Genomic DNA, 24,990 nt, shown 5'->3' on the forward strand with positions numbered 1-24,990 from the left:
TTGGCAAATTATGTTTGAATAGCACAACTTTAAAGTCATTCTAAATGTTGTGTTATTACAAGCATCCAGTCAACTGATGGCCACTGAAATCCGAGACTATCCTGAATGGCATCGTGGGCGTTCGGATTATGGGGTGTGGTATATTGAGATTTACCAACCTGAATTCATCAGCTATTTAGATGGTATCAGGGCACAATTTTCAGATTTACTGATCAAGTCTAACCAGCGCCAATATCATATCACACTGTTTGTTTGTGGTTTTCTAACTTCTCATCATCCCAATTTTGATGATGATTTTGAAATTAAGACCTTAAATCACCAAATTGAATTACTTCAACAACTACGGCTAGAACCTTTTGAGCTGGAAATGACCCAGATTGATAGCTTTAGTAGTGCATTATTCCTGCATATCCATGATCAGAACAACATCCTAGGCAAAATCCGTAAACAACTTGCACAAAGTTCAACAGAGATTGCAGCAGTTGATTATTGTCCACATATCACATTGGGGCTTTATGGTGATACTTGGGCCAGTGATTTGGTTCTGCAACGTATTCAAAAACTGCCACGAAAGAACATGAAAATTCAGGTGAACCAACTCACTTTCGGCTATTATAAAGCCCAGATTTTACAAGGATTACTTTATCCTTATCATCAAATTCAATTAGGTTAAATATGTTGCAACTGATTTTAGGTGGCGCACGTTCAGGTAAAAGCCGTCTGGCTGAACAAACAGCCAAAGAAAGCGGATTATCAGTTGTCTATATTGCAACGGCGCAGGCATTGGATGAAGAAATGCAGCAACGCATTCAACATCATCAGCAACAACGTCCAAGTCATTGGCAACTCTGTGAAGAACCCATTTTTCTGGCAGATCAATTACTGCAACTTGATCAGGAAAATCAACTCATTTTGGTGGATTGCCTGACCTTATGGCTGACCAATTTATTATTGGCTGAAGATACAGCATTACAGCAGCAACAAACCGAAAAATTAATGAAAGTATTGCCCCAATTGAAATCAGACATCATTTTAGTGAGTAATGAAACAGGGCTTGGTGTTGTGCCGATGGGTGAAATCAGCCGACGTTTTGTGGATGAGGCAGGGCGTTTACATCAGGCATTAGGCCAATTGGCGGATAAAGTGGTGTTTTGTGTGGCAGGATTTCCAATGATTTTAAAAGGTGAAAAATAATATGGCTGAACAAACTCATTGGTATTTAGCACCAGTTCAGCATCCTGATCTGGATGCAAAATTGCAGGCTGAGCAACGTCAATTACAACTGACCAAACCGACAGGCGCATTGGGTGATTTAGAACAGATTGCAATTACCTTGGCAAGTTTACAGGGTACAGTTTTTCCAAAAATCAATAAACCGTGGATTAGCATTTTTGCAGGCGATCATGGCGTGGTGGAAGAAAATATTTCTGCCTATCCGCAAGCCGTAACCCGCCAAATGCTGCAAAATTTTGCATCAGGTGGCGCAGCGATCAGTGTGATTGCCAAGCATCATCAGGCTCATTTACAGGTGATTGATTGTGGAACTGTTGGTGATGCTTATGAGTATGCAGGCGTTGAACGCCACTGTATTCGTGCAGGTACAGCAAACTTTGCCAAACAGGCTGCAATGACTGAACAAGAGTGTCAGGCTGCATTACAATTGGGTAAAAACAGCGTAGACCTAGCGAAATCGAAAGGGGCTGATATTTTTATTGCAGGTGAAATGGGGATTGGCAATACCTGTTCAGCTTCGGCACTTGCCTGTTTACTGCTAGATGAATCAGCGCAACAGCTTACAGGTGTGGGCACGGGGATTAATATTGAACAATTACAACACAAGATTCAAGTTATTGATCAGGCCATAAAGCTGCATCAAGCAGATGTTGAGAATAATCCTTTGAAAATTTTGGCAGCGGTCGGTGGACTGGAAATTGCCGCCATGACAGGAGCATATCTGCGTTGCGCACAAATGGGGTTGCCAATCGTTGTTGATGGTTTTATTAGCTCGGTTGCTGCCTTATGTGCGGTTCGTATTCAGCCACAGGCCAGAGAATGGATGTTATTTGGTCATCAATCGGCTGAATATGGTCATCAACGTATTTTAAAAGAACTGAATGCCCAAGCAATTTTAAACATGAACCTGCGTTTAGGTGAAGGTAGTGGTGCAGGCGCAGCATTATCCATGCTTCAACTTGCCTGTGCGTTGCATAATCAAATGGCAACCTTTGCAGAAGCGGTGGTTTCAGGTGATAAAGTTGGCTAAGTTACGGCTGGACTTGTTGCGTCATGGTGAGACAACTTTAGGTCATACCTTGCGTGGCTGGCTGGATGACGAACTGACAGAACAGGGCTGGTCACAAATGCAGGCGACCGTTCAACATCATCTTAATCAAAAGAATTGGGATGTAGTTGTTAGTTCACCCTTACAGCGTTGCCGATTATTTGCCGAAAAATTATCAAATGATTTACAGCGACCCTTATTTATAAATGAATATCTCAAGGAAATGTATTTCGGTGATTGGGAGGGCATTTCAACTCAAACCATCTATGAAACATTACCTGAGTTATTGGCAAATTTCTGGCAATTTCCAACCCAATATCATGCGCCAAACGGGGAATCTTTAGTCGAGTTTCATCAACGTGTCTTCAATGGTTTTCAGCAGATTGCCGAATATATGCGGCAACATCACTATCAGTCTGCATTGGTAGTCACACATGGCGGTGTGATTAAATTATTAAGTTGTTTGGCACAACAACAGGGCCTGGATAACCTACTCAGAATGTCTGCTGAACTTGGGCAATTACATTCCTTTAGGTTGTCTCATCAACCAGCACAATTATCTTTTGAAAAGGTTGAGTAATGTTGCCATTTTTGATTGCCTTGCAATTTCTCACCATTGTTCCTGTGCAATTAAAGCAAATTCCCACGGCAAGGCAAAATGCACAATCCCTATTATTTTATCCTGTAATTGGTTTATTGATTGGGTTGATTTTATTTGGATTATCTGTTGCTCTGATCGAGTTACCCGCCATTCTGTTAGCCAGTATTGTCTTGGTCATCTGGATTTGGCTTACTGGTGGCCTACATTTGGATGGTCTTGCCGATACCGCAGATGCATGGGTAGGCGGTTTTGGAGATCGAGAACGTACCTTACAGATTATGAAAGACCCAGCATCTGGTCCAATTGGTGTGCTCAGCCTTATCATAGTGTGCTTGTTAAAATTTACAGCACTTTATGTGTTAATTGAACAGCATTTGAATGCATTTTTGATTCTGGTTCCTATGCTTGGACGTAATGTCGCCTTATTTTTGTTTTTAACCACAACCTATGTCAGAGATAAAGGTTTGGGACGTTCAATGACGGATTTTCTTCCCAAAGCTATTTCATGGATAGTATTTGTCATTACATTATCATTGCTTTATCTGTTCAAATGGTATGGCTTAGTCGTACTTATTAGCTTTTTACTGTTACTTTTTTATTTGCGTTCACTATTTATCAAAAGAATTGGTGGAATTACAGGCGATACTATTGGCGCAAGTATTGAATTAATCGAAATGAATGTACTCATTGCATTTGTGGTTGCTTATTTTTATATTGCTTAAAATATAAAAAGACGGGTTGAGAGTGTGAAAATGTTTCCATTTTCTCGTTTACAAAAGGCATTACTGGCGGTTGGTTCATTTTCATGTTTAGGCCTGAACTCAGGAGTAGAAACCGATGTTGTTAAAAACGATGCCTATGAACTTAAAGTATCATGTACTAAATTTAACATAATATACATTATGCGAAATACAAACTAAATATTTTTCCATCTTAATTTTTAGGATAATTTGCATGATGCTCTGGATCATTTAGGTATCCCTGTAAAAGATCAGACTTTTTCGCTTCAATAACTTCAGCCCTTAGTTTGTAGAAATCTCTCTATAAAATAATGCTTTGAAAAGATGTTTGCTCATTCGTGAGCTGGCGCTGCAAGGTCCTTTCTGATGTATGTGGTTTTTACGCTACCTGTTTTGATGAATTGCAACATTTAAAATGTCTTGTTCTAGAAAACTTTGATGAAAAAATGCAACTATTAAATTGATCAAAATATAAAAACCAGACAGCTATTTAGTATTAACTAAATAGCTGTCTTATGGATTTTAATTTTTATGCTGCAACTTATAGCACTCATCAAGAGCAAGCTCATAATAGGCCAATCCTTCTTTGGCAGCTAAAAAAGCCTTTCTCTGCAAAACTGGATCTTTGTCACACAGTCGCTTGATCAGTTCCATAGCCTCATAAGGATGTAGGTCATCATAATGTGCATGTGCTCTTAACCAGGCAAGTGATCGTTTATTAATATTGACTTCTGGATGTTGGGTGTAGGTTTGAATTCCCTTATACACCTGTATAGTCCAGTCCCCTGTTGCCCACTCAATTGCCAGATTTGTTGCGGCAATGCTTTCGGCCAGACTCCCTCGATAATTGGTTGTCCAGAGAAAATGATTGACTGCATTCATGGCGGCAGGTGGTGTTACTTCATTCAGCATTTCCAGTGTAAGGCCAAAACCCATTGCCCAATCCTGATACCAGTTTAAATGGCGTTCTTCAACCTTAATATTTTGAATAAGCCAGTCCCTGGTTTCAGTTACACCATCCAATGAGAAAGAAGTTGCCTTGGCCAATGCTCCTGCCATATAGGATGGAAAATGAGCAACTAAAGGGTAAAAGTTAAGTAATGCCGAACGAAAACATTCAAGGCTTAATGAACCACTCGCCATGTCTAAAAATAAAGGATGTTTACTCACTCTTTCTTTTGCAGGTAAAAGTCCATCCCAGAACCGTTGAGCCCATTCAGTATGAGGGGTAATTTCTAGTTTTGTTGCATATTGATTCATAGCAGTCATTGCGATGCATCCTATTTCGTATGACTTGATTCAATCACATTCCATGATTGTTGTTTTTGTCTAAATTGCATTCTAATACAGTAAATATACAATCATTACTGTTTAATTTGTAACATTTTTTGTTTCTTTAAGATTTTAGTAAATTGAAACATTAGATCTCTTTAGAAAGTATTATTTTTGACTATTTTAGAATTTAATATATATTTAAAAATCAACGCTTATCACTGATAAAATTTTGATTTTCGCAAGAGGTCTATCATACTAGTTCATAATTAGAACTTCTGATGAAAGTTAGACGTATGATAAATTCTGAATAATAAAACATGATTGAGTTAAAAAAATTAATAATTTTTTATAATATGATACACATTTTTTTTAAAATCAGTGTAACGTAGTAAAAAATAATTCCTATTTGATATTTATAACAATATTTGGAAGTGGTGAGAGATAAGATGAAGTTGAAAGCTTCCAATATATTGAGACAAGAACAAATCGACTTACTAATTTCTCGCGGGCTAAATTTAGTTTGGTTTCCTAAAGAATTAGAAGTGATCTATCGAGATCAATACAGAAATGAGGCTGCCCATGAGTTTCGTTATCGTGCGCCTATCATTCTAGGTTTATATTTATTTCTTAGTTTCGGTACCTATCAGGTATTACCCCCTGTTTTGCGTCTTGAATGGGGTGCGTATTACGGTTGGGTCGGTATTATCATTTTACTCGCCTGGCTACTAGCCTTTGTTCCCATCATGAATAAATGGTTTGATCATTATGTTTGTCTGGGATCAATGGGCGCTGTTGCAATTATATTCACCTTGATCAACGTATTAGAACAAGGCCAACATAATGTGCTATTTCATGCTGCCATGATGTATGCAGTCGTGATTATTTATGGCTTTGTGGGAATGCGTTTCTACACAGCCATTCTTGCTGGATGGTGTGGTGGGCTTGTGGGTTTGATCGCTAGTACATGGCTAAGTGGCTATATTGATTGGACTTTTTTAAACCGCACCTATACTTTTAGCAGCTTTTTGGGTATGGCATTGGCATATGCCACAGACAGGCAACATCGGGAAAACTATTTACAGAATTGTATGATCGAACTTAATCGGCTGGAGCTCATACGTCAGGCACAGCAGCTTTCGGTTCTATCGCGGCAGGATGCCTTAACTGGTTTGGCCAACCGCCGTTATCTAGATGAGGTTCTTGAAAATGAATGGAAACGAGCCATTCGCCATGAAATGCCTATTACAATCATGATGATTGATATTGATTTCTTTAAACTATACAACGATACCCTGGGGCATATCCAAGGAGATCAGTGTTTAAGGCGGATTGCCATTTTATTGGGTTCAATTGCCTCTCGTAGTGGCGATCTCGCTGCCCGTTATGGTGGTGAGGAGTTTCTATTGTTATTCTCCATGACAGATAAAGATCAAGCTGTGATACAGGTACAACGGTTAATGGAGCTGGTTCGCAATATAGGAATTATTCATCCAAGAAGTCATGTTTCCGAGCATGTTACGATTAGTGTGGGGGTGGCAACAGTCACACCGCGTTTAAATGACAGTCTTTCGGAATTTATTTCTCAAGCTGACCATGCATTATATGTGGCCAAGAGTAATGGTAGAAATCAATATTATATTTCCACTTCAGATAATGTTATTTCTGAAGCACTATAATTTTGTTGTTGAATTTAATAATACTTAAAAAGTTTTAAAGATATATTTAAAATACTATTAAAGCCACACATAGAATGAATCATATGTGTGGCCTAATTATAAGCTTATATTAAGGTTCGATTGGCTGAAATGGTGAAATCACATCTGCGTTCTGTGCGCGATGGCGTAGGAAATGATCCATTAACACAATCGCCAGCATGGCTTCGGCAATTGGCGTGGCACGCACACCCACACATGGGTCATGACGACCTTTGGTTAACACATCCGTATTTTCCCGCTCAATTGTAATGGTTTTTCCTGGGGTGGTAATACTTGCAGTTGGTTTTAAGGCAATCGCAACACGAATGGTTTGACCACTTGAAATTCCCCCTAAAATGCCGCCAGCATGATTGGCGAGGAAACCATCTGTGGTCAGTTCATCACGGGTTTCGTGACCAAACTGCCCTGCAACAGCAAAGCCATCACCGATTTCGACACCTTTAACGGCATTAATGCTCATCATGGCATGGGCAATATCCGCATCCAGACGATCAAAAACAGGCTCACCCCAGCCCACTGGCACTTTTTCAGCAAGAATTTCCAGTTTTGCACCACAACTGGTTCCTTGTTCACGTAATGAGGTTACAAGCTGTTCAAAACGCGGCACGGCATCAACATCCCCACAGAAAAATGGGTTGTTCGGTACTTCCGACCAATCCAGCTTCTCAGCAACTTCATTACCAATTTGGGTGACATGGCCACGAATATCAATACCAAATTTTTCAGCAAGATATTTCTTGGCAATTGCACCAGCGGCAACTCGCATTGCCGTTTCACGCGCACTTGAACGTCCACCCCCACGATAGTCACGGAAACCGTATTTTTGCGTATAGGTATAATCAGCATGTCCAGGGCGGAATGTCTGCGCGATATTGCCGTAGTCTTTAGATTTCTGGTCGGTATTACGAATCAACAAGCCAATTGGTGTGCCTGTAGTTCTACCCTCAAAAACACCTGAAATAATTTCAACCTGATCAGGTTCTTTACGCTGGGTCGCAAATTTAGAGGTTCCTGGTTTACGGCGGTCCAAGTCCTTTTGTAAATCATCTTCGCACAGTTCCAGACCTGGTGGTACACCGTCAACAATCGCCATTAACCCGACACCATGTGACTCACCACAGGTGGTTACCCGAAAAAGTTGACCAATACTATTGCCTGCCATTTTCAGCCCCTTAATTTTGAATAGATTGCTGGAATATATCTTTATAGCGGCGGCATTGTTCAGCAGTGAGTGCAAAAATACCTGTACCACCTTTCTGGAATGTCAGCCAATGGAAGTCCACTGTATTAAAGTTCTGACGCATTGCCCATTCAGAGTTGCCCACTTCAATCACAATCAGGCCATCCTCTGTAAGATAGTCAGCCGCCTGAGCCAGCATTTTACGAACAAGGTCCAAACCATCCTGACCCGCAGCCAAGGCTAACTCAGGTTCATGCAGGAATTCATCAGGTAAATCTGCCATATCTTCTGCATCGACATAAGGAGGATTGCTCACGATAAGATCATATTGATTTTCAGTAGGAATTTTTGCAAATAGATCAGATTCAAGCAACGCAATTTGATATTGCTTGTTATGATGCTCCACATTGATTGAAGCGACTTCGAGAGCTTCTTTGGAAATATCGGTTGCATCCACTTCCGAGTCTGGGAAAGCATAAGCCAAGGCCACAGCAATACATCCCGAACCTGTACACATATCCAGAATACGTTGCGGCGTTTTTGCTGCTGGATTCTCAGGTAAATTATTCAAGGCTTCACGCATCTGCCCATTTTCATCCAGACAATATGGCGCAAAACGTTGTTCAATCGCCTCAGCAATTGGTGAACGTGGAATCAGTACACGCTCATCCACATAAAAAGGTTTATTAAAGAAATATGCAAGATTCAATAAATATGAGGTCGGAACACGCTCATTAATACGGCGTTCCAATAAACTTAAAAATTCAGCTTTTTCACTTGGTAAAAGTTTAGCATCTAGAATCTCTGCATCAGCAGACCATTCCAGTGACAATGTTTGCAAAACCAGAGCTGAACTTTCTGCAAAATAATCTTCTGTACCTTGCCCCAAATGTGCATCGTATTGGCGTAATGCGCTCACCCCAAAACGGATAAAATCCCGAATTGTTGATAAATGCTCAGACGCTTCTTGTAAATGTTCAGGGGGAATGGTTGGTCGATCCACGTAGGTCTCCACAGGCAAGGATTGCAAAACGGCTTATTCTATCGTGTTTTTCAACTATTTTTTAATGTTTCATCATTAATCCACTGAAAACAAAAAATAGATCAATTGGATTGATTAAATCCTATTCAATATTTTGATTTAATGCTTTAATGTACACACTATGTGTACATACATTGGAGGCTATGATGAGCACATCAATTACATCTCGTGTATTTATGAATGGCAATAGTCAAGCCGTTCGTATTCCACAAGAATTTCGTTTAAATACCAAGCGGGTAGAAATTTTTTTGAATCAGAATGGAGATTTGGTCATTCATCCTATTGCAGATTTAAATGAAAATCGAGGTGAAGCATTATGGCAAGCCTTAAATGAATTTGATGATGAATTTGTTGAGGCTCTAGAAAAAAATCGTTTAGAGGATAACCAAGTACAAGAGCGTGATGCTTTATGAAATATATGCTGGATACCAATATTCTGATCTATTTCATGAAGAATAAACCCCTGAGTGTGATTGAACGAGTCAATCAACTCTCACAGGATGATGAATTGTGTATGTCATTTATCAGTTATGCGGAATTATTAAAAGGAGCCTACGGCAGTCAGCGAAAGACTGTTGTTTTAAAACAGCTTGAAAACCTGATTCTGCGAATCCCTGTCCTTTATAGTACTCAACAACAACTTTGTGAGTACTATGCTCATCATGCACTATTACTCAAACAAGCTGGAACACCGATTGGTAATAATGATTTATGGATTGCAAGTCATGCACTTGCCGAAAAATGTATTTTGGTGAGCAACAATTGTAAGGAATTTAATCGCATTACAGATTTAACACTGGAAAACTGGGCTGATCCAACATGAATCAGCCTTATGAAGTTTAACGAGATAAATATTTGGTCATATCTTCAATGCCTTTTAGTGTCATTGGATACATATGATTTTCAAAAATTTCTTTGATCCAGTTAATGGTCTGGGTGTAATGCCAGTAACCTTCCATTTCAGGATTTAACCAAGCGGTTTTGTCAAAATGCTGACGTAAACGTCTAAGCCATACTTCGCCCGACTCATCATTCATATATTCAACTGAACCACCTGCCGACTTGAGTTCGTATGGTGCCATACTGGCATCACCCACCACAATCACACGGTAATCACGTCCATAGGTATGGAATAGATCCCATGTATTCATGCGTGTTGAACTACGGCGATGGTTGTCTTTCCATACATAGTCATAAAGACAGTTATGGAAGTAGAAATATTCCAGCGTTTTGAATTCTGATTTTGCGGCGCTAAACAACTTCTCACATTCAGCGATATAAGCATCCATTGAACCACCAACATCAAACAGCATCAACACCTTGATACGGTTACGGCGCTCAGGCACGAGTTGTACATCCAAAATACCCTGTTTGGCCGTTTCACGGATGGTACCGTCAACATCGAGTTCTTCGGCTGCACCCTGACGGGCAAACTTACGCAAACGACGCAACGCAATTTGCATCTGGCGTGTTCCCAACACTTGATCGTCATCAAGATTCTGGTATTTGCGCTGTTCCCACACCTTTACCGCTGAACGTTTACGCCCTGGCCCACCGATGCGGACACCTTCTGGATGATCACCAAAAGCACCAAAAGGTGAAGTTCCACCTGTACCAATCATACGATTGCCACCCTGATGTTTTTTATGCTGTTCCCGCAAGCGTTCTTCCAGCATTTTCATCAGTTCTTCAAGCGAACCCGCTTTGAGTAGTTCTGCACGTTGTTCAGGAGTGAGATGTTTCTCCAATAGCTCAAGATCAAACCAGTCTTTTGGCAATTTGTGAACTTGTTTAAGTAATTCATCAAGATCAAAAGTTTCAATGCCATCAAAATAGTCTTTCATGGCACGGTCAAACTTGTCAAAGAAACGCTCATCCTTGACTAAAATGGTTTTAGCCAATTGGTAGAATTCTTCCTGATCTGCAAAAACCAGACCTGATGCCACCGCCTGATTGAGATCAATCAGCTCACGAGTTGTTACAGGTACACCATATTTGCGCAAGGTGTAAAACAATCGTACAAACATTGGTAAACACTCTTAGCGGCGTGACATAAATGCTAAACGTTCAAGCAGTTGCACATCTTGTTCATTCTTGATTAACGCGCCATACAACGGCGGAATCGCTTTTGACTTATCGCGATTACGCAACACATCCTCAGGCATATCATCTGCCATGAGTAGACTTAACCAGTCGATCAATTCAGAGGTTGATGGGGGTTTCTTCAAGTTTGGAATTTCACGTAACTTAAAGAACACCTGTAGGGCTTCACTGACCAAAGTATTTGCGATATTCGGGAAATGAACCGCGATGATGTCACGCATGGTGGCTTCATCTGGGAACTCAATATAGTGGAAGAAACAACGGCGTAAAAACGCGTCTGGAAGTTCTTTCTCATTATTTAAGGTGATGATCACAATTGGACGTTGGGTCGCAGTGATGGTTTCACCTGTTTCATAGACATAGAACGACATTTTATCGAGTTCATGTAGCAAGTCATTTGGAAACTCAATATCAGCCTTGTCAATTTCATCAATCAGCAATACACAACGTTCTTCGCTGGTAAAGGCTTCCCATAATTTACCTGGTTTAATATAGTTCTTGATGTCATAAACACGATCATCACCCAACTGACTGTCACGTAAACGTGAAACAGCGTCATATTCATACAGGCCTTGCTGGGCTTTGGTGGTTGACTTGATATGCCAGGTAATCAGCTTTAAACCCAGACTTTCAGCCACCTGTTCTGCAAGCAAGGTTTTACCTGTGCCTGGCTCACCTTTGACCAAAAGTGGTTTTTGCAAAGCACGCGCAGCTTTTACTGCAAGTTTAAGGCTTTCAGTTGCAATATATTGATCTGTACCAGTGAAGTGTTGAGTATCAGCAGACATTTAAACAACCTTATTTTTCTATCTTTACTTTAGTGTGAATATTTAAGCGGAACGTACAGTTTTATTTGCGGAATACTTTGACCAGCAAAATCCAACCAGTAGACCTACACCAATGACAAACAGGATTAATGACAGGTTTGACCAGATTAAAATATGCTCTTTGGTCAATATACCAAAAATCAGGCCAAAGACTGCTGGTGCTAATGCCGAGTTTGGACCCTCGGAAATCGTAGGTGTTGCCAGAATGGCAAATACAATAATCCATAGGATTCCACCGACTGGATTGGGTAAACGCGACATCAGGCGATACCAGCACCATAATGCAATGAGTGTTCCTGTCACATAAACAATGATCGCAACATTCTCTTCAGGGAATTGATCCAGCACTGACAGGATGTTGGACCAGATCGCTGTTAAAGTTTCAAGCACCGCGCAAACCCTCTGGTTCCACCGCATTTGGATTAATTAATCCCTCAGGCGGCATCTGGATAAAAAACCCCTTGCTGTGTAGTGAGTCCAAAACATGAAGAACGTTCACACGGGCAAGCTTGCGCTCATTGTGCAGCTCCAGATGCATGACAAAAGTCGCCTTGCCAAATGCTTGCAACACGGCTTCAGGAATACCATCAAACAGATTTTCTGGTTCCTTGTCATCAGGATAGTTTGGACGAGCAATATACATATACATTTCGTCTTTTTTGCTCGATCTATAAATATCGCAGTGCATATTTACTCACAACTCTTATCAATCAAAAACAGCATACATGAAAAAAATAACAGGTACATCAAGGAATGTTAACGCAGCAGTCGTGTTTTGTTTACTGGGAAATCTTCATCTGTGTGCCCAAATATTCAATATCCTGCCGCAACAGTTCAATCAATGGTCTGGTTAAGATTTCATAACGCCAGCCCAATAAATAGTTGGGTAAATCCTGCTCATCCAGATGAAAAACCACATGCTCATAAATCGCGTTCAGCCATTTTTTCCGTAGCAAGACTTCTTTGGGAATGGCTGTTTCAAGAACCACACGCTCTATTAAAATCTCTATTTGTGGTACCACTTCCTTGGAATTACTTTTTACAGGCCGAGCCATTCTTAATGGCCACTCATTTTCAGGGGGCAAAAACTTCATTGACATCCTCCCCGACCTAAAGGACGGGGATTCCTACTGCTAGATGGCAATGTCCTGCCACGAAACAGATACTATAGTTCTCTGCTTCTTATTCCAATGTAGTCCTACCTTTCGGATTGCAAAGAGTGCACGGATTACAATGGGGAAAACTGTTTTTTTCGTGTTGTATCAGTCTGCTGACTAAAAATATACAACGTAATTATCATAGCACATGGATTACTAGATTCAAATGTTTTTAGCAATCCTAGCTAATCCCCACAAGGGGGACTAGCGGATTGCAGCCTTATATCCTCGGGCTAAACCCCGAGGTTTTACGGCTATTCGGATAAATCTAAAATGGTTTTACCATGTTCACGCACAATATTCGGACGTATGCCTTTCACCTGAGCAAGCTGGAAATGATTACGTGGATTTTTCTCCACCAAATCAATCATGGTGGCATTTTTAAGGATAAAACTGCGTGGTTGATTGAGTGCCTTGGTGATTTGTTCCCGCCAGATACTGAGTTGTTGTAACTGCATTAACTCTCTACGTGAGTGGCGGTAATTACCAATATCGGTATAAAGCGCTGCAAGTGGCGTTTCCAGTGCAATTTCTTTGGTGAGATTTTGGCAATCCTCCAATACATATTGATAGAGACCTTTCACTTTTAGGTCATTCTTCAATGCATCAGCAAGTTTGGTTAAATAAAGAACATCATTGGCTGCATAGCTCATTTGCTCCTGAGTGAGCGGTCGAGCCAACCAGTCTGAACGTGTCTGGTCTTTCTCTATATCAATATTCAAACGAGTTTTTAAGGCATTCTGGTAGCTGACTTGTAGACCATGTCCCAAAAAAGCCATTGCCACTTGAGTATCAAAGACATTGCCAAGTGGTTTCTGGTCTGCATAGTGATAAATCAGGTCAATATCTTCACCACAGGCATGGAAAATGTTCTGTTGTGCGTCAAATATTTTTTGCCAGAAGTGTGCCAAATCCAGTGCAGTCCCATCCAACAGGGAAACCTGACCATTCAGATTGATTTGGCACACCCCAAGTTTTGGATATAAGGTATCAACCTTAATAAACTCAGTATCAAGTGCATAGGTGGAACATTGTTCCATTTGAGTAAGGAGAACAGCTAAATCTTGTTGCTGCTGGATAAACTGAAACATATTTGCTCAAGTAAAATAATAAAGAACCATTAGCAATGGCACTGCCAAATTGCAGTCATTGCTCAAGCGAAATCAAATACAAAAATAAATTTAATCAGTATTCCACATGCAAAACATAAAATTACTCCTTTTTCTATATCATCAAAAAACGAAAATCCTTTTCGCCTGTCCATAGTGCCACAAATTACAGCAAATATATCAACGATAATGTTAGACAAAATGTAAAAAATTAATTATTTGTTTAAATTAACATCATAAATTTAAAGTAGATAAAATAATAATGGATAAACATCCTATTTCATCTTCATACGGTTATGTACAGCCTGACTTAGTGTATGGCTATCCACATACTCAAGTTCACCACCCTGAGGTACACCTTGAGCAATTCGGGTCATGTGAATTGGCAAATGTTTAGTTGCCTCAACCAGATAATGCGCCGTTGCCTGCCCCTCAACTGTCGCATTGGTGGCAAGAATCACCTCTTCAATTTTCCCCTCACTTAGGCGTTGAACCAGATAGGGAATTCCAATTTCCTCAGGGCCTATCCCATCCAACGGTGACAAATGCCCACCGAGTACATGGTACTTGCCACGAAAACTGCCGCTTTGTTCAATTGCCATTACATCCGCAGGTGATTCAACCACACAGAGAAGTTGTTCATCCCGTTCCACAGAGGCACAAATGTCACAAATTTCGTTTTCAGTTAAGGAATGACAAATGCGGCACTCATGGATATGGCTTGATGCCTCATGTAAGGCGTGCGATAAAGCAAATGCACCCTCACGGTTTTTCATCAGCAAATGCAATGCCATACGCTGTGCTGATTTTGGACCAACACTGGGTAAGATACGTAATGCCTGAACCAATTGTTCAAATCGTTCACTAAACACAAATAGACTCGATTGTTTTACAAAAGCTTCTCCAGTCTTTTATAAAAAGGCTGGAGATTTTCTTGAATTAGAATAAACCAGATAAACCTGGTGGCAAGCCCATACCTGAGTTGGCACCTTGAAGCTTTTCTTCAGAAATGACTTCGGCCTGACGTACCGCATCATTGATTGCAGCAGCGATCAAGTCTTCGATCATGTCCGCTTCGTCCTGTAACAGCTCTGGACTAATTTCGATACGCTTTACAACATTGCGGCAGGTCATGGTCACTTTAACCAAACCACCGCCCGCCTCAGCGTGAACTTCGGTTTTTGCAAGCTCTTCTTTGGCTTTCTTAATATTGGATTCCATATCCTTTTGCATGCGCTGGGCTTGCTGCATGAGCATATTAATATTCATAAGTCTCTCTCTTAAATCAAATCTAAACCGCGTGATAAGTCACGAATAATATCATTAATATCTTCCAAGCCAACAGATACACGGATCAATCCTTCTTCAATCCCTGCGGCTTGTTTGGCTTCGGCAGACATTCTACCATGCGAGGTGGTTGCTGGATGGGTAATTGTTGATTTTACATCGCCCAGATTACTGGTAATCGATAGGAAACGCGTGTTGTCAATCACCGCCCATGCGCCTTGACGCTCACCTCTTACAACAAATGAAACCACACCACCAAAACCTTTTTGCTGTTTTTTAGCAAGCTCGTGCCCAGGATGGTCAGGCAAACCTGCGTAATACACTTTTTCAACCTTGTCATGTTGATGCAACCATTCAGCCAGTTTTTGTGCATTTTCACAGTGCGCTTTCATACGGATACTGAGCGTTTCCAAGCCTTTTAGGAAAATCCATGCATTGAATGGACTCATTGAATTACCAAGGGTACGCACAACGCCGTTAATTTCTTCAACCAAATCGTTCTTACCAACAACTGCACCACCTAAAGCCCGTCCCTGACCATCAATATATTTAGTTGCTGAATAAAGAACCAAATCGGCACCAAACTTAATCGGCTGCTGTAACACAGGTGTACAGAAACAGTTATCCACTGCAAATAAAGCACCATGCGCGTGGGCAATATTTGCAATTGCCTGCATATCGCCCACCTGTGCCAAAGGATTCGAGGGTGTTTCAATAAAGAGAATACGTGTATTTGGACGAATTGCCTGTTTCCAGCCTTCAAGATCATCTAAATCAACAAAAGTCACTTCAACAGCAAATTTTGCAACGTACTTTTCAAATAAGGCAATGATTGAACCAAAAACGGCGCGTGAACAAATCACATGATCGCCCGCTTTTAAATACGCCATACACATGGCATGTACTGCTGCCATCCCTGAACTGGTTGCTACCGCACGCTCTGCGCCATCCAGAACAGCTAAACGTTTTTCAAAGGCTTGCACTGTTGGGTTGGTATAGCGTGAATAGGTATTACCTACGATTTGCCCAGAAAATTTTGCGGCAGCATCAGCTGCACTTTCGCAAACAAAAGAAGATGTTAAAAAGATAGGTTCACTATGTTCGCCCTCAAAGGTGCGATCATGCCCTGTGCGAATTGCCAGAGTGTCGAGTTGATATTCTAAATCATCGCTTGGATTCATGGTTTTGTATGCCTTATGATCATCATGCTTCAATATGCCAACATTTTGAGCGTCCAGGGTATTTAAGGTCAAGGCGTAAGATGAAATTATCGCTTAGACTTCGTGCAATCTTGACTCATGATGAGACTTTCAAAGATGAAATCGCTTATGGATCAACAAAAAATAAACTTTAAACATTTAGCCATGCGTGTATTTGACACAGATCGGCTGGTGCTGTCTCAATCAACCGCCTATCAAGTGATTGCCGAGTTTAAACAAACCCGTGTTCGTTTTTATGGCTCAGAAAACAAACGTTATAAAGAGCCACTGGTCTTTGTTGCGCCGCTTGCGATTAATATGGATATTTATGACCTATATCCCTATCGCTCTTTAGTCAAACATTTCCAGGACAGTGGTTTTGATGTGTACCTGATTGACTGGGGCAAACTCACTTATAAAAACTATCAGGTTAATTTCTTGTCATTTATTGATAAGTTTATTCCACGCTGTATTGAAGCCATCCAGAAACATTCTAAATCTGAAAAAATTTCTCTACATGGCTGGAGTATGGCTGGCATTTTTGTCACACTTTACACAGCCCGCCATCCATCCAATCCAGTTAAAAATTTGGTCGTACTCGGTAGCCCAATTGACAGTTATGCTTCAGGCTATATTGGCAAACTATACAAAACACTGGCATATATTACGACGCGTAACCCAACCATTAAAGATTATGCCTATAACCGTTTGCCAAAGCTGATGATTCATTCACCAGGCTTCCTAAACTCTTTAGGGTTTAAACTACTTGATCCAAAAGGCTGGATTGATGGCAATATCCAGTTACTCAAAAATCTGGATAATCTCAAGCTGGTTCAGGAAAATGCCACACTGAGCCATTTCCTGAATAACATGATTGACTATCCAGGTGGTATCAATCAGGACATGCTGTTTAATGTATGGCTACAAAATCCATTGAAGCATGGCGCAATCAAACTCAAGAATGAGACGATTGAACTGAAGAACATCAATTGTTCTTTATTGGTAGGTGCTGGTAAAGGTGACCAACTGGTGACTTCCGATGCCGCTTTTCCACTGACCCAGTTGACAAGCAGTCAGGATGTCACCTTTACTTTAATCCCTGGCGGACATTTAGGTTTAATGTCCAGTCAAAACAGTTCTATTGAGTTCTGGCCAACACTGACCAACTGGTTGGCCGAACGATCAACTCCTATCAAAAGGTAAACTATGAGTCAATCTGTTGCATTTATCGGTTTAGGCGCTATGGGCTATCGTATGGCAGCCCATCTACCAAAGCATTTCGAGGAAGTTTATGTCTGGAATCGAAACTTTAGTAAAGCTCAACAACATGCAACAGAATATGGAACTATAGCGGTTGAACTGGCTCAGGCAGTACAGGCAGATATTATCTTTTCATGCCTGCCAACAAGTGCAGATGTTGAAGCCTTGATTGATGGTGTGAATATTAAATCAGGTGCAATCTGGATTGACTGTACCAGTGGTGTGCCCGAGACAGCTCGCCGTCTGGCCGAAAAGCTAAAAGTACAGAACGTCGATTTTCTCGATGCACCTGTGAGTGGACAAACCATCGGTGCAGAAAATGCGACTTTAACCGTAATGGTAGGTGGCGATGTTAGTGCTTTTGAGCGTACTTATTCTGCGATGGCAGCCGTTGGAAAATTGATTCAGCATGTCGGTGATTCAGGTGCAGGCTTTGCAGTAAAAGCCATCAACAATATGTTGCTTGCCGTCAATTTATGGTCAGTTGCCGAGGGATTTACCACATTAAAGGCACATGGTGTCAATCTGGACGCGGCACTCAACTGTATTAATGCTTCCAGTGGCAAAAGTCTAGTCACTGAAAATATTTTTCCTCAACGCGTACTGAGTCGTGAGTTTCCCTGCACCTTTGCCTTGCCTTTATTGGCAAAAGATACAGGAATTGCGCTAGATTTAGTACATAACGCGAAACTTCCAGCGCCTATACTTGCCCTGACCCAAAGCTTGATTCAGGCTGCAAGTTTAACTGCCGAAGCGAATAGTGATTTCTCCGCAGCAGTTAAACTGTATGAATCATGGAGTAAAATTACACTGGAATAGAATTACCATTTAAAAACAATATTTTATATCTAATTAAGATACCAGTCTAAAAAAGCCCGCTTAATAAAGCGGGTCTTGTTTATTCCTCAATTTCTATTGGATCACCATCTTTTGGGCGAATATGCCGTTCACCATCATCGGCTGGGTCAACACTGGAACCATCTTTGGTAATGCTGTTGTATAACTCATCCTCTTTCTTATCATCTATAAATTCCTCATCTTCAAAATCCAGAGGTTCATCATCATCTTGAAAATTTAAAGGCTTATTCTGATCTATCATGTTGTTTTATTCCTTAATCAAGCTATGTCACTTCATGCTTAAATAATTGCCAGACAGATTCAACAGTGAACAGTCATCATTTTTGTAATTATTTGAATGAGTCTATTAATAAATTAAGCAGTCTGGACGCTTCTTCCTCATTACTCTGGTTTACCACGTATGAACCATGACCGCTTGCTGCGGTAACTGTATCAATCGTTATCTTTACATTGCCATCTGGTGAAGTAAAAGTAGAAACCGCCACAATGTAAAGCTTATTAGATATTCAAATACACTATTGAATTTTCATTAAAACGCCTTATATTAGTACTAACGTTGCGACCAAAGCATGTAGAATATTTCTATTCCACAAGACTTTTGGTTTATACCTTTTAAATTAGAGGATCACCTCATGAAGAAGTTTACAGTTGCGGTTTTTGCTGGATTAATAACCCTTACAGGGTTTAGTGTTCAAGCCGCAGCCCCAGAACAAGACTGTAAAAAGTTGCAGGATGACTATAACCTCATTTATGCGTCTAAGGGTTTCTGTTTCAAGGATGCAGATGCTAAAGCCAAGTACGGCAATGAAAACTGCCATACCACCAAACCAAAGTTTTCTGACAAAGAGCAACAACGTCTCGATGAGATTAAAGCTCGCCAAAAAGAGCTAGACTGTAAATAGAAACTGATTATTAGATTTTGTCCTCTCCTTTTTATTTTTTTAGGAGAGGAAACTTGAATTATTTATATTAAGGGACTCATCATGGCTTACGATGACCAAAATATTTTTGCCCGAATTCTTCGTGGCGAATTGCCTGCGATTAAAATTTATGAAGATGAACAGGTTCTTGCCTTTATGGATATCATGCCTCAGGCAGATGGTCATGCTTTGGTTATTCCCAAAACGCCAGCAGTGACATTGCTAGACCTGCCTGCCGATGCGGCTGCCTATACCATCCAGATCGTTCAAAAGATTGCCCGTGCGATTGAGTCTGCATTGGATGTTAAGGGTATTGTACTGATGCAACTTTCTGGCGAAGCTGCGGGTCAAACTGTGCCGCATGTACACTTTCATTTGATTCCAGGCTCAATTCATCATCTAGGTCGTCATGCGGCTCAAATGGGTGATCAGGAGAAGATTAAGGCGCTTGCTGAAAAGATTAAGGCCGCCCTGTAACTGATAATTTTTTCGTAAACGGAGTTGTTACTCCGTTTTTTTATTTGATAACTATTTAATAATCAATAACAAATAGAATTATTACCAAATATAAACTGTCATCAAATTGTCATTTTCCTTTCACTTCTCTGTCACAAAGTTTACCGATACTGCATACAAGTCAGTGAGCTGTGTAACTTTTTGTACATAAGCAAGCTTATAACCGTAACTAAGGCAACTGCCATTTACAAAAAAGTGTTTTGGAGAAATCTCAATGAAAAAATTGCTTCTTGCTGCTACTGTAGCAACTTTAGCCATGAATGCAGCGCAAGCAGCACCAACATTGTATGGTAAGCTCAATGTGACTTTGGATCAAATTGATAAAAATGGCTTTAAAGACGAAAGCGTAACTAAAGTAAATTCTAACGCTTCGCGTATTGGTGTAAAGGGTGAAGAGAAACTTACTGATAGTCTTTCAGCAGTTTACTTGGCTGAATGGCAAGTCAATACTGATGGCGACGGTACAGACTTAGGTATGCGTAACCGTTTTGTCGGTATTAAATCTAACGGCGTTGCAACATTAAAAGTTGGTCATTACGATTCTTACTTCAAAACTGCAGCTGGTAATAACCAAGATATTTTTAACGATCACAATGAACTTGATATGACAGCAGTTTTAGCTGGTGAAGATCGCCTAAAGAATGTTATTGGTTTTGAAACTGATAAAAAATTACTGGGTGGCTTAGCTTTCAACATCATGTTCCAGCAAGGTGAAAATGCAGCAACATCTGCAACTGCAAAAACATCTACAACTTCAACAGCTGGCGTTACTAAAGAAACAACTGTAGTTACAAACTATGGTTTAAAAGATGCACGTGATGGTTTTGGTGATGGTGTTTCAGCATCTTTAACGTATGAAAATAAAGATGTCGGTTTAGCTGCGGCAGTTGCTGCAAACCGTGCTGTAGCAACTAAATTTAGTGCACATAACTTAACTGGCGTTTATGCTGATGCCGTTCGTGTTACAGGCTCTTTAGACTTTACCCCAATTGGTGTTGATGGTTTGGTATTTGGCGCATTATGGCAAACAGCTAAGCCTACAGATGATGTTGTGGCTGTCATCACAACGACTAAAGAAACTGGGAAACCAGACACAGTCACTAATAATTCATTTAAAGGCTTAAAAGAAAATGCTTTTGGTGTAACGGCTGCGTATGCAATTCCATCAACACCTGTGAAGTTAAAAGCACAGTACATTTCTGCAACGACTGAATCAGACGGTCGTGATGATCGTAAACAAGATCTTTATGGTCTTGGTGCTGACTACCAAATCAACAAACAAGCTCGTTTCTACGGTATTGTTGCTCAGCAAAAACGTGACTGGTTAACTAAAGATGATAAGAAAACCAATATTGGTTTAGGTATGGAATATAACTTCTAATTTGAAGTTCAGTTCTAAATAAAGAAACAAAAGGGCGATATGCCCTTTTGTTTTATCCATTTTATTTCTTTAAGAAACCACTGAGCAAGTTTAAAACTTGTTGAATATCATTGTTGGCTTCCTGTGGATTAGTGTTTCCACCTTGTGGAGTTAAGGAATCAATCACTTGGGGCAAGACTGAAGCAATTGCGCCATAAATTGCTGACTTTGGTGTTTGGGTTTGCTGGGCAACCTGCTCCACATCCTGGTCATCGAATAGGCTTTGAATATTTTGTGCTGGAATATCCTGTGCATTTTGCTGGTGTGGATCGACCCAGCTTTGTACCTGATTTGCCAAACCTGCATTTTTCAGTTTATCCAATGCACCTTGCAAACCGCCCTGTTTTTGAATCCATGCAAGAATTAAAGGCAAAACGGCGATTAACAATGTTTGTGCTGTGTTACCACCTGCTGCATTACTTTGTGTTGAAGTATTACCAGCACCTAATTGACCCAGTACAGAACCCAAAATTCCGCCTAGACCACCTTGTTGCTGGTTTTGGGTATTTTGTTGCTGTTGTCCACCAAGCTGTCCCAATACCGAACCTAAAATTCCGCCTAAACCACCACCCTGACCTGATTGCTGCTGACCGCCTAAAGCCTGTTTTGCTAAAATTTCAACAATGTTGGTTAAATCTGTCATGACTTATATGTTCCTTTTGGAATTATTTATCCAAAAGAATACGCTGCTTTGAATACACAAAACAAAATTGAATTGTTAAATTTTGCAAGAGCTTGCGATAAATCTCTATCCAATCTTGCCTATTGAATGGTTGAAGTTCCACAGAAATTAAATCATTGCTGAGATTTACCAGCGGAATTTATTCCAGTTTTCAGGATTGGCCCAGAACTTGGAGTTAAACCAGTCTGGTACATGCTTATAGGTCAAGATATTAAACTGCCATAAAGCAAAATTACTATCATGTGTGGTCTTGTCAATGAGCTGGGTAAAACCCAGTGAACGCAATAACTTTTCATCATCCAGTTTACTGACCACAACAATTCGTTTTGCCATGAGGTCACGCAACTTCACCAATAACTGTGCCTTTTGCGTTTGATTGATGTCCTGCATTTCTTCAGTATCAAATAATACAAAACCTAAATCATAACGCTGTGTAAATGGCAGATTTAAAAAGTCAGTTACGTTAAAATAATGCCATTGAATTGAAGCATGATGGTCAATGTTTTGACCAATACACAGTGCGGTAGCAATGGGCTGTTCCTTAGATAAATCGTCTAGCATCGAAGTGATGACATTTTGTCCAGCCATAAGCCACCTAAGTTGAAAAGAGAGAGGATGATGGAACTACAAGGCATTTGCCATAAAATGCACGCAGCGCTCAAGACGCATAGTGTACCTGATCAGGCAATACACAAGGCAAATGTTGAATATAAATTTATACTGGATCGTTCAGAAATCGACCTACCCTTTGTCTTGGGGCAGGAGTTGGAGATTGAATGGACAGGTAATATTTTCTGTACCTCATGCGGTGCCAAAACCCCAAAGTCATATTCACAGGGTCATTGTTTTAAATGTTTTAAAACCAAGGCGGAATGTGATTTGTGTATTATGAAACCCGAAACCTGCCATTACCATCTGGATACATGCCGTGAAGATGAGTTTGCACATAGTGTCTGTTTCCAGCCGCATATTGTTTATTTGGCCAATTCCAGTGCTTTAAAAATCGGGATTACCCGTATTATGAACATGCCAACCCGTTGGCTGGACCAAGGCGCAACGCAGGCGCTTCCCATCCTGAAAGTAGGTTCACGCCGCTTATCTGGTCATCTGGAAACATTAATTGGTACTCAGATTGCCGATAAAACAGATTGGCGTAAATTACTCAAAGGTGAAGCTGAACCTTTAAACCTGATTGAACAACGCGATCAGATTCTTGAGGAATTTGCTCCTAAAATTCAAACAATTCGTGATGAATTTAGCCAAAACCTTGAGTTTGATGAAAATCTGGAATTTTTGGAAAATGAATTGCCCAGAGAATTTATTTATCCAGTTGAGCAATATCCAGAAAAGATTAAATCGTTGAATCTGGACAAGACACCGAAAATTCGTGGTGTCTTGCAGGGCATTAAAGGTCAGTATTTATTACTGGATATTGGGGTGATCAATATCCGTAAATATACGGGTTATGAATTAATCCTACGTGCATAAATAAAAAGGTGGCATTTAAGCCACCTTTTCTATACTTCTTCTGTTTTTAAGCAACTCAAAATTGCCTGTACGGGGTCTTCGGTATTTCCTGAGATTAACTGTTTATGCATACTCAGGTGTTGCATCATTTGAATATGTGCGGTTTCGTAATCCATCAATCTTTCAATTTCTGCTGCCAAATGCTGTGGTGTGGCATCTGCCTGAATCAGTTCCTCAATCACTTTCTTGCCCGCAATAATATTCGGCAATGAGTAATAAGGAATTTTAACCAGAAACTTGGCAATAATATAAGTCAGCCAGTTCAGTTTATAGAACGTCACCATTGGACGATGCAACAACATGGCCTCAAGCGTCGCCGTACCAGAGGCAAGTGCCACAATATCGCTGGCATTCATCACCATACGACCAATTTTGGATTCTGCATCAGTATTTTCCAGAATATGGATTTTTACCTTTAGTTCGGTATCCATATTCTGAATTCCTTGCTCAATCTGCTGCTTACGTGCGTCATTAATTGCAGGGATTAAAAACTCAAGATCGGGATATTTCTTATGCAAAATTTCGGCTGTACCGATTAATAAAGGCAGTAAACGCTCGATTTCACCCCGACGGCTACCAGGGAGTAAAGCAATATGGGTTTTATGGGCAGACAGTCCAAGCTGGTGTTTTGCTTCGGTAATTGGATTTTTTAAGGGCAATTGCTTTGCCAGTGGATGCCCGACAAATGCCGCAGGGACATCATAGTTTTGATAAAAGGTTTTTTCAAAGGGAAATAAGCACAGTACTAAATCAATACTTTGTTTAATGCCATGTACCCGTCCTTGCCGCCATGCCCAGACCGATGGGCTGACATACTGAACGGTTTTAATGGGTAGACTGTTTTCCTTGATGCTTTTAGATAAACGTAAATTAAAATCAGGTGCATCAATCCCAATAAAAATATCGACTGGATGTTCAGTCCAGCGCTCAACCAGACCATCGCGGACTGCAAATAATTTTTTCAGGTCCTTTAATACTTCAACAATCCCCATGACGGATAGAATTTCCATTGGGTAATAACTATGGAAACCCTCAGCAATCATTTGTGGACCACCAATCCCCTCAAATTCAGCATCAATTCCTTGTTCGCGAAAACTACGCATGAGCTTTGCCCCTAAAGTGTCTCCAGAGACTTCACCCACAACAATGCCAATTTTTAGTTTTTGCTTTAACAAGACCTAAGCCCCTTGCCAGTATTTAAAAGTATTCTAACAAAATGATTTTACACCGAATCATAAAAAATCATCTAATTTGTTGATGTGCAGTAAAAATTGCGTCTCATCTAAGATAG

General features: G+C 40.4%; 29 protein-coding genes and 1 pseudogene. 14 read left to right on the forward strand and 16 right to left on the reverse strand.

Annotated features, from left to right (window positions below):
- The first annotated feature begins 49 nt into the window (after positions 1–49).
- The 5 genes from F972_RS06510 to F972_RS06530 are packed head-to-tail and all read left to right on the forward strand — an operon-like array spanning position 50 to position 3,604.
- Positions 50–673, forward strand: a complete 624-nt coding sequence (locus F972_RS06510; RefSeq protein ID WP_010589527.1) for a 2'-5' RNA ligase family protein — start codon at positions 50–52, stop codon at positions 671–673.
- A gap of 2 nt (positions 674–675) precedes the next feature.
- The gene (cobU, locus tag F972_RS06515; protein WP_004683800.1) at positions 676–1,194 is read left to right on the forward strand and encodes a bifunctional adenosylcobinamide kinase/adenosylcobinamide-phosphate guanylyltransferase; all 519 of its coding nucleotides are present in this window, start codon (positions 676–678) and stop codon (positions 1,192–1,194) included.
- A 1-nt stretch (position 1,195) separates the two neighbouring features.
- Positions 1,196–2,263: a nicotinate-nucleotide--dimethylbenzimidazole phosphoribosyltransferase gene (gene cobT / locus F972_RS06520; protein ID WP_004683802.1), complete on the forward strand. Its 1,068-nt coding sequence runs from the start codon at positions 1,196–1,198 to the stop codon at positions 2,261–2,263.
- Positions 2,256–2,861 (forward strand): histidine phosphatase family protein, encoded by a 606-nt coding sequence (locus tag F972_RS06525; RefSeq protein ID WP_004683804.1) that lies wholly within the window; start codon positions 2,256–2,258, stop codon positions 2,859–2,861. Before cobT ends, F972_RS06525 begins: the two co-directional genes overlap by 8 nt.
- Positions 2,861–3,604: an adenosylcobinamide-GDP ribazoletransferase gene (locus F972_RS06530; protein ID WP_004758088.1), complete on the forward strand. Its 744-nt coding sequence runs from the start codon at positions 2,861–2,863 to the stop codon at positions 3,602–3,604. Before F972_RS06525 ends, F972_RS06530 begins: the two co-directional genes overlap by 1 nt.
- 540 nt (positions 3,605–4,144) lie before the next feature.
- On the opposite strand, the gene F972_RS06535 is transcribed toward F972_RS06530, so the two are convergent.
- Positions 4,145–4,891: an iron-containing redox enzyme family protein gene (locus F972_RS06535; RefSeq protein WP_004681963.1), complete on the reverse strand. Its 747-nt coding sequence runs from the start codon at positions 4,889–4,891 to the stop codon at positions 4,145–4,147.
- Between the two features lie 452 nt (positions 4,892–5,343).
- On the opposite strand from F972_RS06535, the gene F972_RS06540 reads away from it, so the two are divergent.
- Entirely contained in the window at positions 5,344–6,573 is a 1,230-nt protein-coding gene (locus F972_RS06540) for a GGDEF domain-containing protein (protein ID WP_004758084.1), read from the forward strand.
- Between the two features lie 109 nt (positions 6,574–6,682).
- Here the strand turns inward: F972_RS06540 and aroC are convergent, their stop codons facing one another.
- Positions 6,683–7,774, reverse strand: coding sequence for a chorismate synthase (aroC, locus tag F972_RS06545; protein ID WP_004758083.1), 1,092 nt, complete (start codon positions 7,772–7,774; stop codon positions 6,683–6,685).
- A gap of 10 nt (positions 7,775–7,784) precedes the next feature.
- On the reverse strand, positions 7,785–8,795 hold the full coding sequence (gene prmB, locus F972_RS06550; protein WP_004758081.1) for a 50S ribosomal protein L3 N(5)-glutamine methyltransferase: 1,011 nt from the start codon (positions 8,793–8,795) through the stop codon (positions 7,785–7,787).
- A 185-nt stretch (positions 8,796–8,980) separates the two neighbouring features.
- Here prmB and F972_RS06555 point away from each other — a divergent pair, with 185 nt between their 5' ends.
- Positions 8,981–9,247, forward strand: a complete 267-nt coding sequence (locus tag F972_RS06555; RefSeq protein ID WP_004758079.1) for an antitoxin — start codon at positions 8,981–8,983, stop codon at positions 9,245–9,247.
- A complete protein-coding gene (locus tag F972_RS06560; RefSeq protein ID WP_004681970.1) occupies positions 9,244–9,657 on the forward strand; it encodes a type II toxin-antitoxin system VapC family toxin in 414 nt (137 codons plus the stop codon). Before F972_RS06555 ends, F972_RS06560 begins: the two co-directional genes overlap by 4 nt.
- Before the next feature lie 16 nt (positions 9,658–9,673).
- On the opposite strand, the gene F972_RS06565 is transcribed toward F972_RS06560, so the two are convergent.
- The 9 genes and pseudogenes from F972_RS06565 to F972_RS06605 form a co-directional block, all read right to left on the reverse strand.
- Positions 9,674–10,861, reverse strand: a complete 1,188-nt coding sequence (locus F972_RS06565) for a vWA domain-containing protein (RefSeq protein ID WP_004681972.1) — start codon at positions 10,859–10,861, stop codon at positions 9,674–9,676.
- A 12-nt stretch (positions 10,862–10,873) separates the two neighbouring features.
- Complete coding sequence (locus F972_RS06570; RefSeq protein WP_004769328.1) at positions 10,874–11,725, reverse strand: AAA family ATPase; 852 nt, start codon at positions 11,723–11,725, stop codon at positions 10,874–10,876.
- 42 nt (positions 11,726–11,767) lie between these two features.
- On the reverse strand, positions 11,768–12,154 hold the full coding sequence (locus F972_RS06575) for a hypothetical protein (protein ID WP_004677448.1): 387 nt from the start codon (positions 12,152–12,154) through the stop codon (positions 11,768–11,770).
- On the reverse strand, positions 12,147–12,452 hold the full coding sequence (locus F972_RS06580) for a YcgL domain-containing protein (RefSeq protein WP_004681976.1): 306 nt from the start codon (positions 12,450–12,452) through the stop codon (positions 12,147–12,149). Before F972_RS06580 ends, F972_RS06575 begins: the two co-directional genes overlap by 8 nt.
- Positions 12,453–12,543: 91 nt before the next feature.
- Positions 12,544–12,858, reverse strand: coding sequence for a ribonuclease D (locus F972_RS06585; protein WP_004769330.1), 315 nt, complete (start codon positions 12,856–12,858; stop codon positions 12,544–12,546).
- Between the two features lie 326 nt (positions 12,859–13,184).
- Positions 13,185–14,012, reverse strand: a pseudogene (locus F972_RS06590) (ribonuclease D); the annotation flags it as partial.
- A gap of 293 nt (positions 14,013–14,305) precedes the next feature.
- Positions 14,306–14,902: a recombination mediator RecR gene (gene recR, locus F972_RS06595; RefSeq protein ID WP_004677443.1), complete on the reverse strand. Its 597-nt coding sequence runs from the start codon at positions 14,900–14,902 to the stop codon at positions 14,306–14,308.
- Positions 14,903–14,969: 67 nt separating this feature from the next.
- Positions 14,970–15,299, reverse strand: a complete 330-nt coding sequence (locus tag F972_RS06600) for a YbaB/EbfC family nucleoid-associated protein (protein WP_004677441.1) — start codon at positions 15,297–15,299, stop codon at positions 14,970–14,972.
- A gap of 11 nt (positions 15,300–15,310) precedes the next feature.
- On the reverse strand, positions 15,311–16,498 hold the full coding sequence (locus F972_RS06605) for an O-succinylhomoserine sulfhydrylase (RefSeq protein ID WP_004681980.1): 1,188 nt from the start codon (positions 16,496–16,498) through the stop codon (positions 15,311–15,313).
- Positions 16,499–16,633: 135 nt separating this feature from the next.
- Between F972_RS06605 and F972_RS06610 the strand changes: the two genes are divergently transcribed.
- On the forward strand, positions 16,634–17,719 hold the full coding sequence (locus tag F972_RS06610) for an alpha/beta fold hydrolase (protein WP_004681981.1): 1,086 nt from the start codon (positions 16,634–16,636) through the stop codon (positions 17,717–17,719).
- A 3-nt stretch (positions 17,720–17,722) separates the two neighbouring features.
- Positions 17,723–18,595 (forward strand): NAD(P)-dependent oxidoreductase, encoded by an 873-nt coding sequence (locus F972_RS06615; protein WP_004681983.1) that lies wholly within the window; start codon positions 17,723–17,725, stop codon positions 18,593–18,595.
- Positions 18,596–18,674: 79 nt separating this feature from the next.
- On the opposite strand, the gene F972_RS06620 is transcribed toward F972_RS06615, so the two are convergent.
- On the reverse strand, positions 18,675–18,875 hold the full coding sequence (locus tag F972_RS06620; RefSeq protein WP_004681984.1) for a hypothetical protein: 201 nt from the start codon (positions 18,873–18,875) through the stop codon (positions 18,675–18,677).
- Positions 18,876–19,266: 391 nt separating this feature from the next.
- Between F972_RS06620 and F972_RS06625 the strand changes: the two genes are divergently transcribed.
- From F972_RS06625 to F972_RS06635, 3 genes are all read left to right on the forward strand, one after another.
- Positions 19,267–19,536: a YARHG domain-containing protein gene (locus F972_RS06625; RefSeq protein WP_004677435.1), complete on the forward strand. Its 270-nt coding sequence runs from the start codon at positions 19,267–19,269 to the stop codon at positions 19,534–19,536.
- Positions 19,537–19,617: 81 nt separating this feature from the next.
- A complete protein-coding gene (locus F972_RS06630) occupies positions 19,618–20,031 on the forward strand; it encodes an HIT family protein (protein ID WP_004681986.1) in 414 nt (137 codons plus the stop codon).
- A gap of 253 nt (positions 20,032–20,284) precedes the next feature.
- Positions 20,285–21,451, forward strand: a complete 1,167-nt coding sequence (locus F972_RS06635) for a porin (protein ID WP_004681987.1) — start codon at positions 20,285–20,287, stop codon at positions 21,449–21,451.
- A gap of 61 nt (positions 21,452–21,512) precedes the next feature.
- On the opposite strand, the gene F972_RS06640 is transcribed toward F972_RS06635, so the two are convergent.
- Both F972_RS06640 and F972_RS06645 read right to left on the reverse strand, forming a co-directional pair.
- Positions 21,513–22,133, reverse strand: coding sequence for a YidB family protein (locus F972_RS06640; protein WP_004681988.1), 621 nt, complete (start codon positions 22,131–22,133; stop codon positions 21,513–21,515).
- Positions 22,134–22,298: 165 nt separating this feature from the next.
- On the reverse strand, positions 22,299–22,760 hold the full coding sequence (locus F972_RS06645; RefSeq protein WP_004681990.1) for a DUF6231 family protein: 462 nt from the start codon (positions 22,758–22,760) through the stop codon (positions 22,299–22,301).
- 30 nt (positions 22,761–22,790) lie between these two features.
- Here F972_RS06645 and F972_RS06650 point away from each other — a divergent pair, with 30 nt between their 5' ends.
- Positions 22,791–23,660 (forward strand): DUF2797 domain-containing protein, encoded by an 870-nt coding sequence (locus tag F972_RS06650; RefSeq protein ID WP_004681992.1) that lies wholly within the window; start codon positions 22,791–22,793, stop codon positions 23,658–23,660.
- Positions 23,661–23,689: 29 nt separating this feature from the next.
- Here F972_RS06650 and lpxB read toward each other — a convergent pair whose 3' ends face one another.
- Positions 23,690–24,874 (reverse strand): lipid-A-disaccharide synthase, encoded by a 1,185-nt coding sequence (gene lpxB / locus F972_RS06655; protein WP_004681993.1) that lies wholly within the window; start codon positions 24,872–24,874, stop codon positions 23,690–23,692.
- Positions 24,875–24,990: the final 116 nt, after the last annotated feature.

The sequence above is a fragment of the Acinetobacter sp. CIP 102529 genome, from assembly GCF_000368325.1.
In the GTDB taxonomy this organism is placed as follows: Bacteria; Pseudomonadota; Gammaproteobacteria; order Pseudomonadales; family Moraxellaceae; genus Acinetobacter; species Acinetobacter parvus.

Coding starts and splice junctions, on each gene's coding strand:
- F972_RS06650 (WP_004681992.1), top strand. CDS start 22,791: ATGGAACTACAAGGCATTTGCCATAAAATGCACGCAGCGCTCAAGACG.
- F972_RS06605 (WP_004681980.1), bottom strand. CDS start 16,498: ATGAATCCAAGCGATGATTTAGAATATCAACTCGACACTCTGGCAATT.
- F972_RS06555 (WP_004758079.1), top strand. CDS start 8,981: ATGAGCACATCAATTACATCTCGTGTATTTATGAATGGCAATAGTCAA.
- F972_RS06540 (WP_004758084.1), top strand. CDS start 5,344: ATGAAGTTGAAAGCTTCCAATATATTGAGACAAGAACAAATCGACTTA.
- F972_RS06620 (WP_004681984.1), bottom strand. CDS start 18,875: ATGATAGATCAGAATAAGCCTTTAAATTTTCAAGATGATGATGAACCT.
- F972_RS06635 (WP_004681987.1), top strand. CDS start 20,285: ATGAAAAAATTGCTTCTTGCTGCTACTGTAGCAACTTTAGCCATGAAT.
- F972_RS06630 (WP_004681986.1), top strand. CDS start 19,618: ATGGCTTACGATGACCAAAATATTTTTGCCCGAATTCTTCGTGGCGAA.
- F972_RS06530 (WP_004758088.1), top strand. CDS start 2,861: ATGTTGCCATTTTTGATTGCCTTGCAATTTCTCACCATTGTTCCTGTG.
- F972_RS06580 (WP_004681976.1), bottom strand. CDS start 12,452: ATGCACTGCGATATTTATAGATCGAGCAAAAAAGACGAAATGTATATG.
- F972_RS06565 (WP_004681972.1), bottom strand. CDS start 10,861: ATGTTTGTACGATTGTTTTACACCTTGCGCAAATATGGTGTACCTGTA.
- F972_RS06645 (WP_004681990.1), bottom strand. CDS start 22,760: ATGGCTGGACAAAATGTCATCACTTCGATGCTAGACGATTTATCTAAG.
- F972_RS06570 (WP_004769328.1), bottom strand. CDS start 11,725: ATGTCTGCTGATACTCAACACTTCACTGGTACAGATCAATATATTGCA.
- F972_RS06640 (WP_004681988.1), bottom strand. CDS start 22,133: ATGACAGATTTAACCAACATTGTTGAAATTTTAGCAAAACAGGCTTTA.
- F972_RS06610 (WP_004681981.1), top strand. CDS start 16,634: ATGAAATCGCTTATGGATCAACAAAAAATAAACTTTAAACATTTAGCC.
- F972_RS06535 (WP_004681963.1), bottom strand. CDS start 4,891: ATGACTGCTATGAATCAATATGCAACAAAACTAGAAATTACCCCTCAT.
- cobT (WP_004683802.1), top strand. CDS start 1,196: ATGGCTGAACAAACTCATTGGTATTTAGCACCAGTTCAGCATCCTGAT.
- cobU (WP_004683800.1), top strand. CDS start 676: ATGTTGCAACTGATTTTAGGTGGCGCACGTTCAGGTAAAAGCCGTCTG.
- F972_RS06560 (WP_004681970.1), top strand. CDS start 9,244: ATGAAATATATGCTGGATACCAATATTCTGATCTATTTCATGAAGAAT.
- F972_RS06615 (WP_004681983.1), top strand. CDS start 17,723: ATGAGTCAATCTGTTGCATTTATCGGTTTAGGCGCTATGGGCTATCGT.
- F972_RS06585 (WP_004769330.1), bottom strand. CDS start 12,858: ATGAAGTTTTTGCCCCCTGAAAATGAGTGGCCATTAAGAATGGCTCGG.
- aroC (WP_004758083.1), bottom strand. CDS start 7,774: ATGGCAGGCAATAGTATTGGTCAACTTTTTCGGGTAACCACCTGTGGT.
- F972_RS06625 (WP_004677435.1), top strand. CDS start 19,267: ATGAAGAAGTTTACAGTTGCGGTTTTTGCTGGATTAATAACCCTTACA.
- F972_RS06600 (WP_004677441.1), bottom strand. CDS start 15,299: ATGAATATTAATATGCTCATGCAGCAAGCCCAGCGCATGCAAAAGGAT.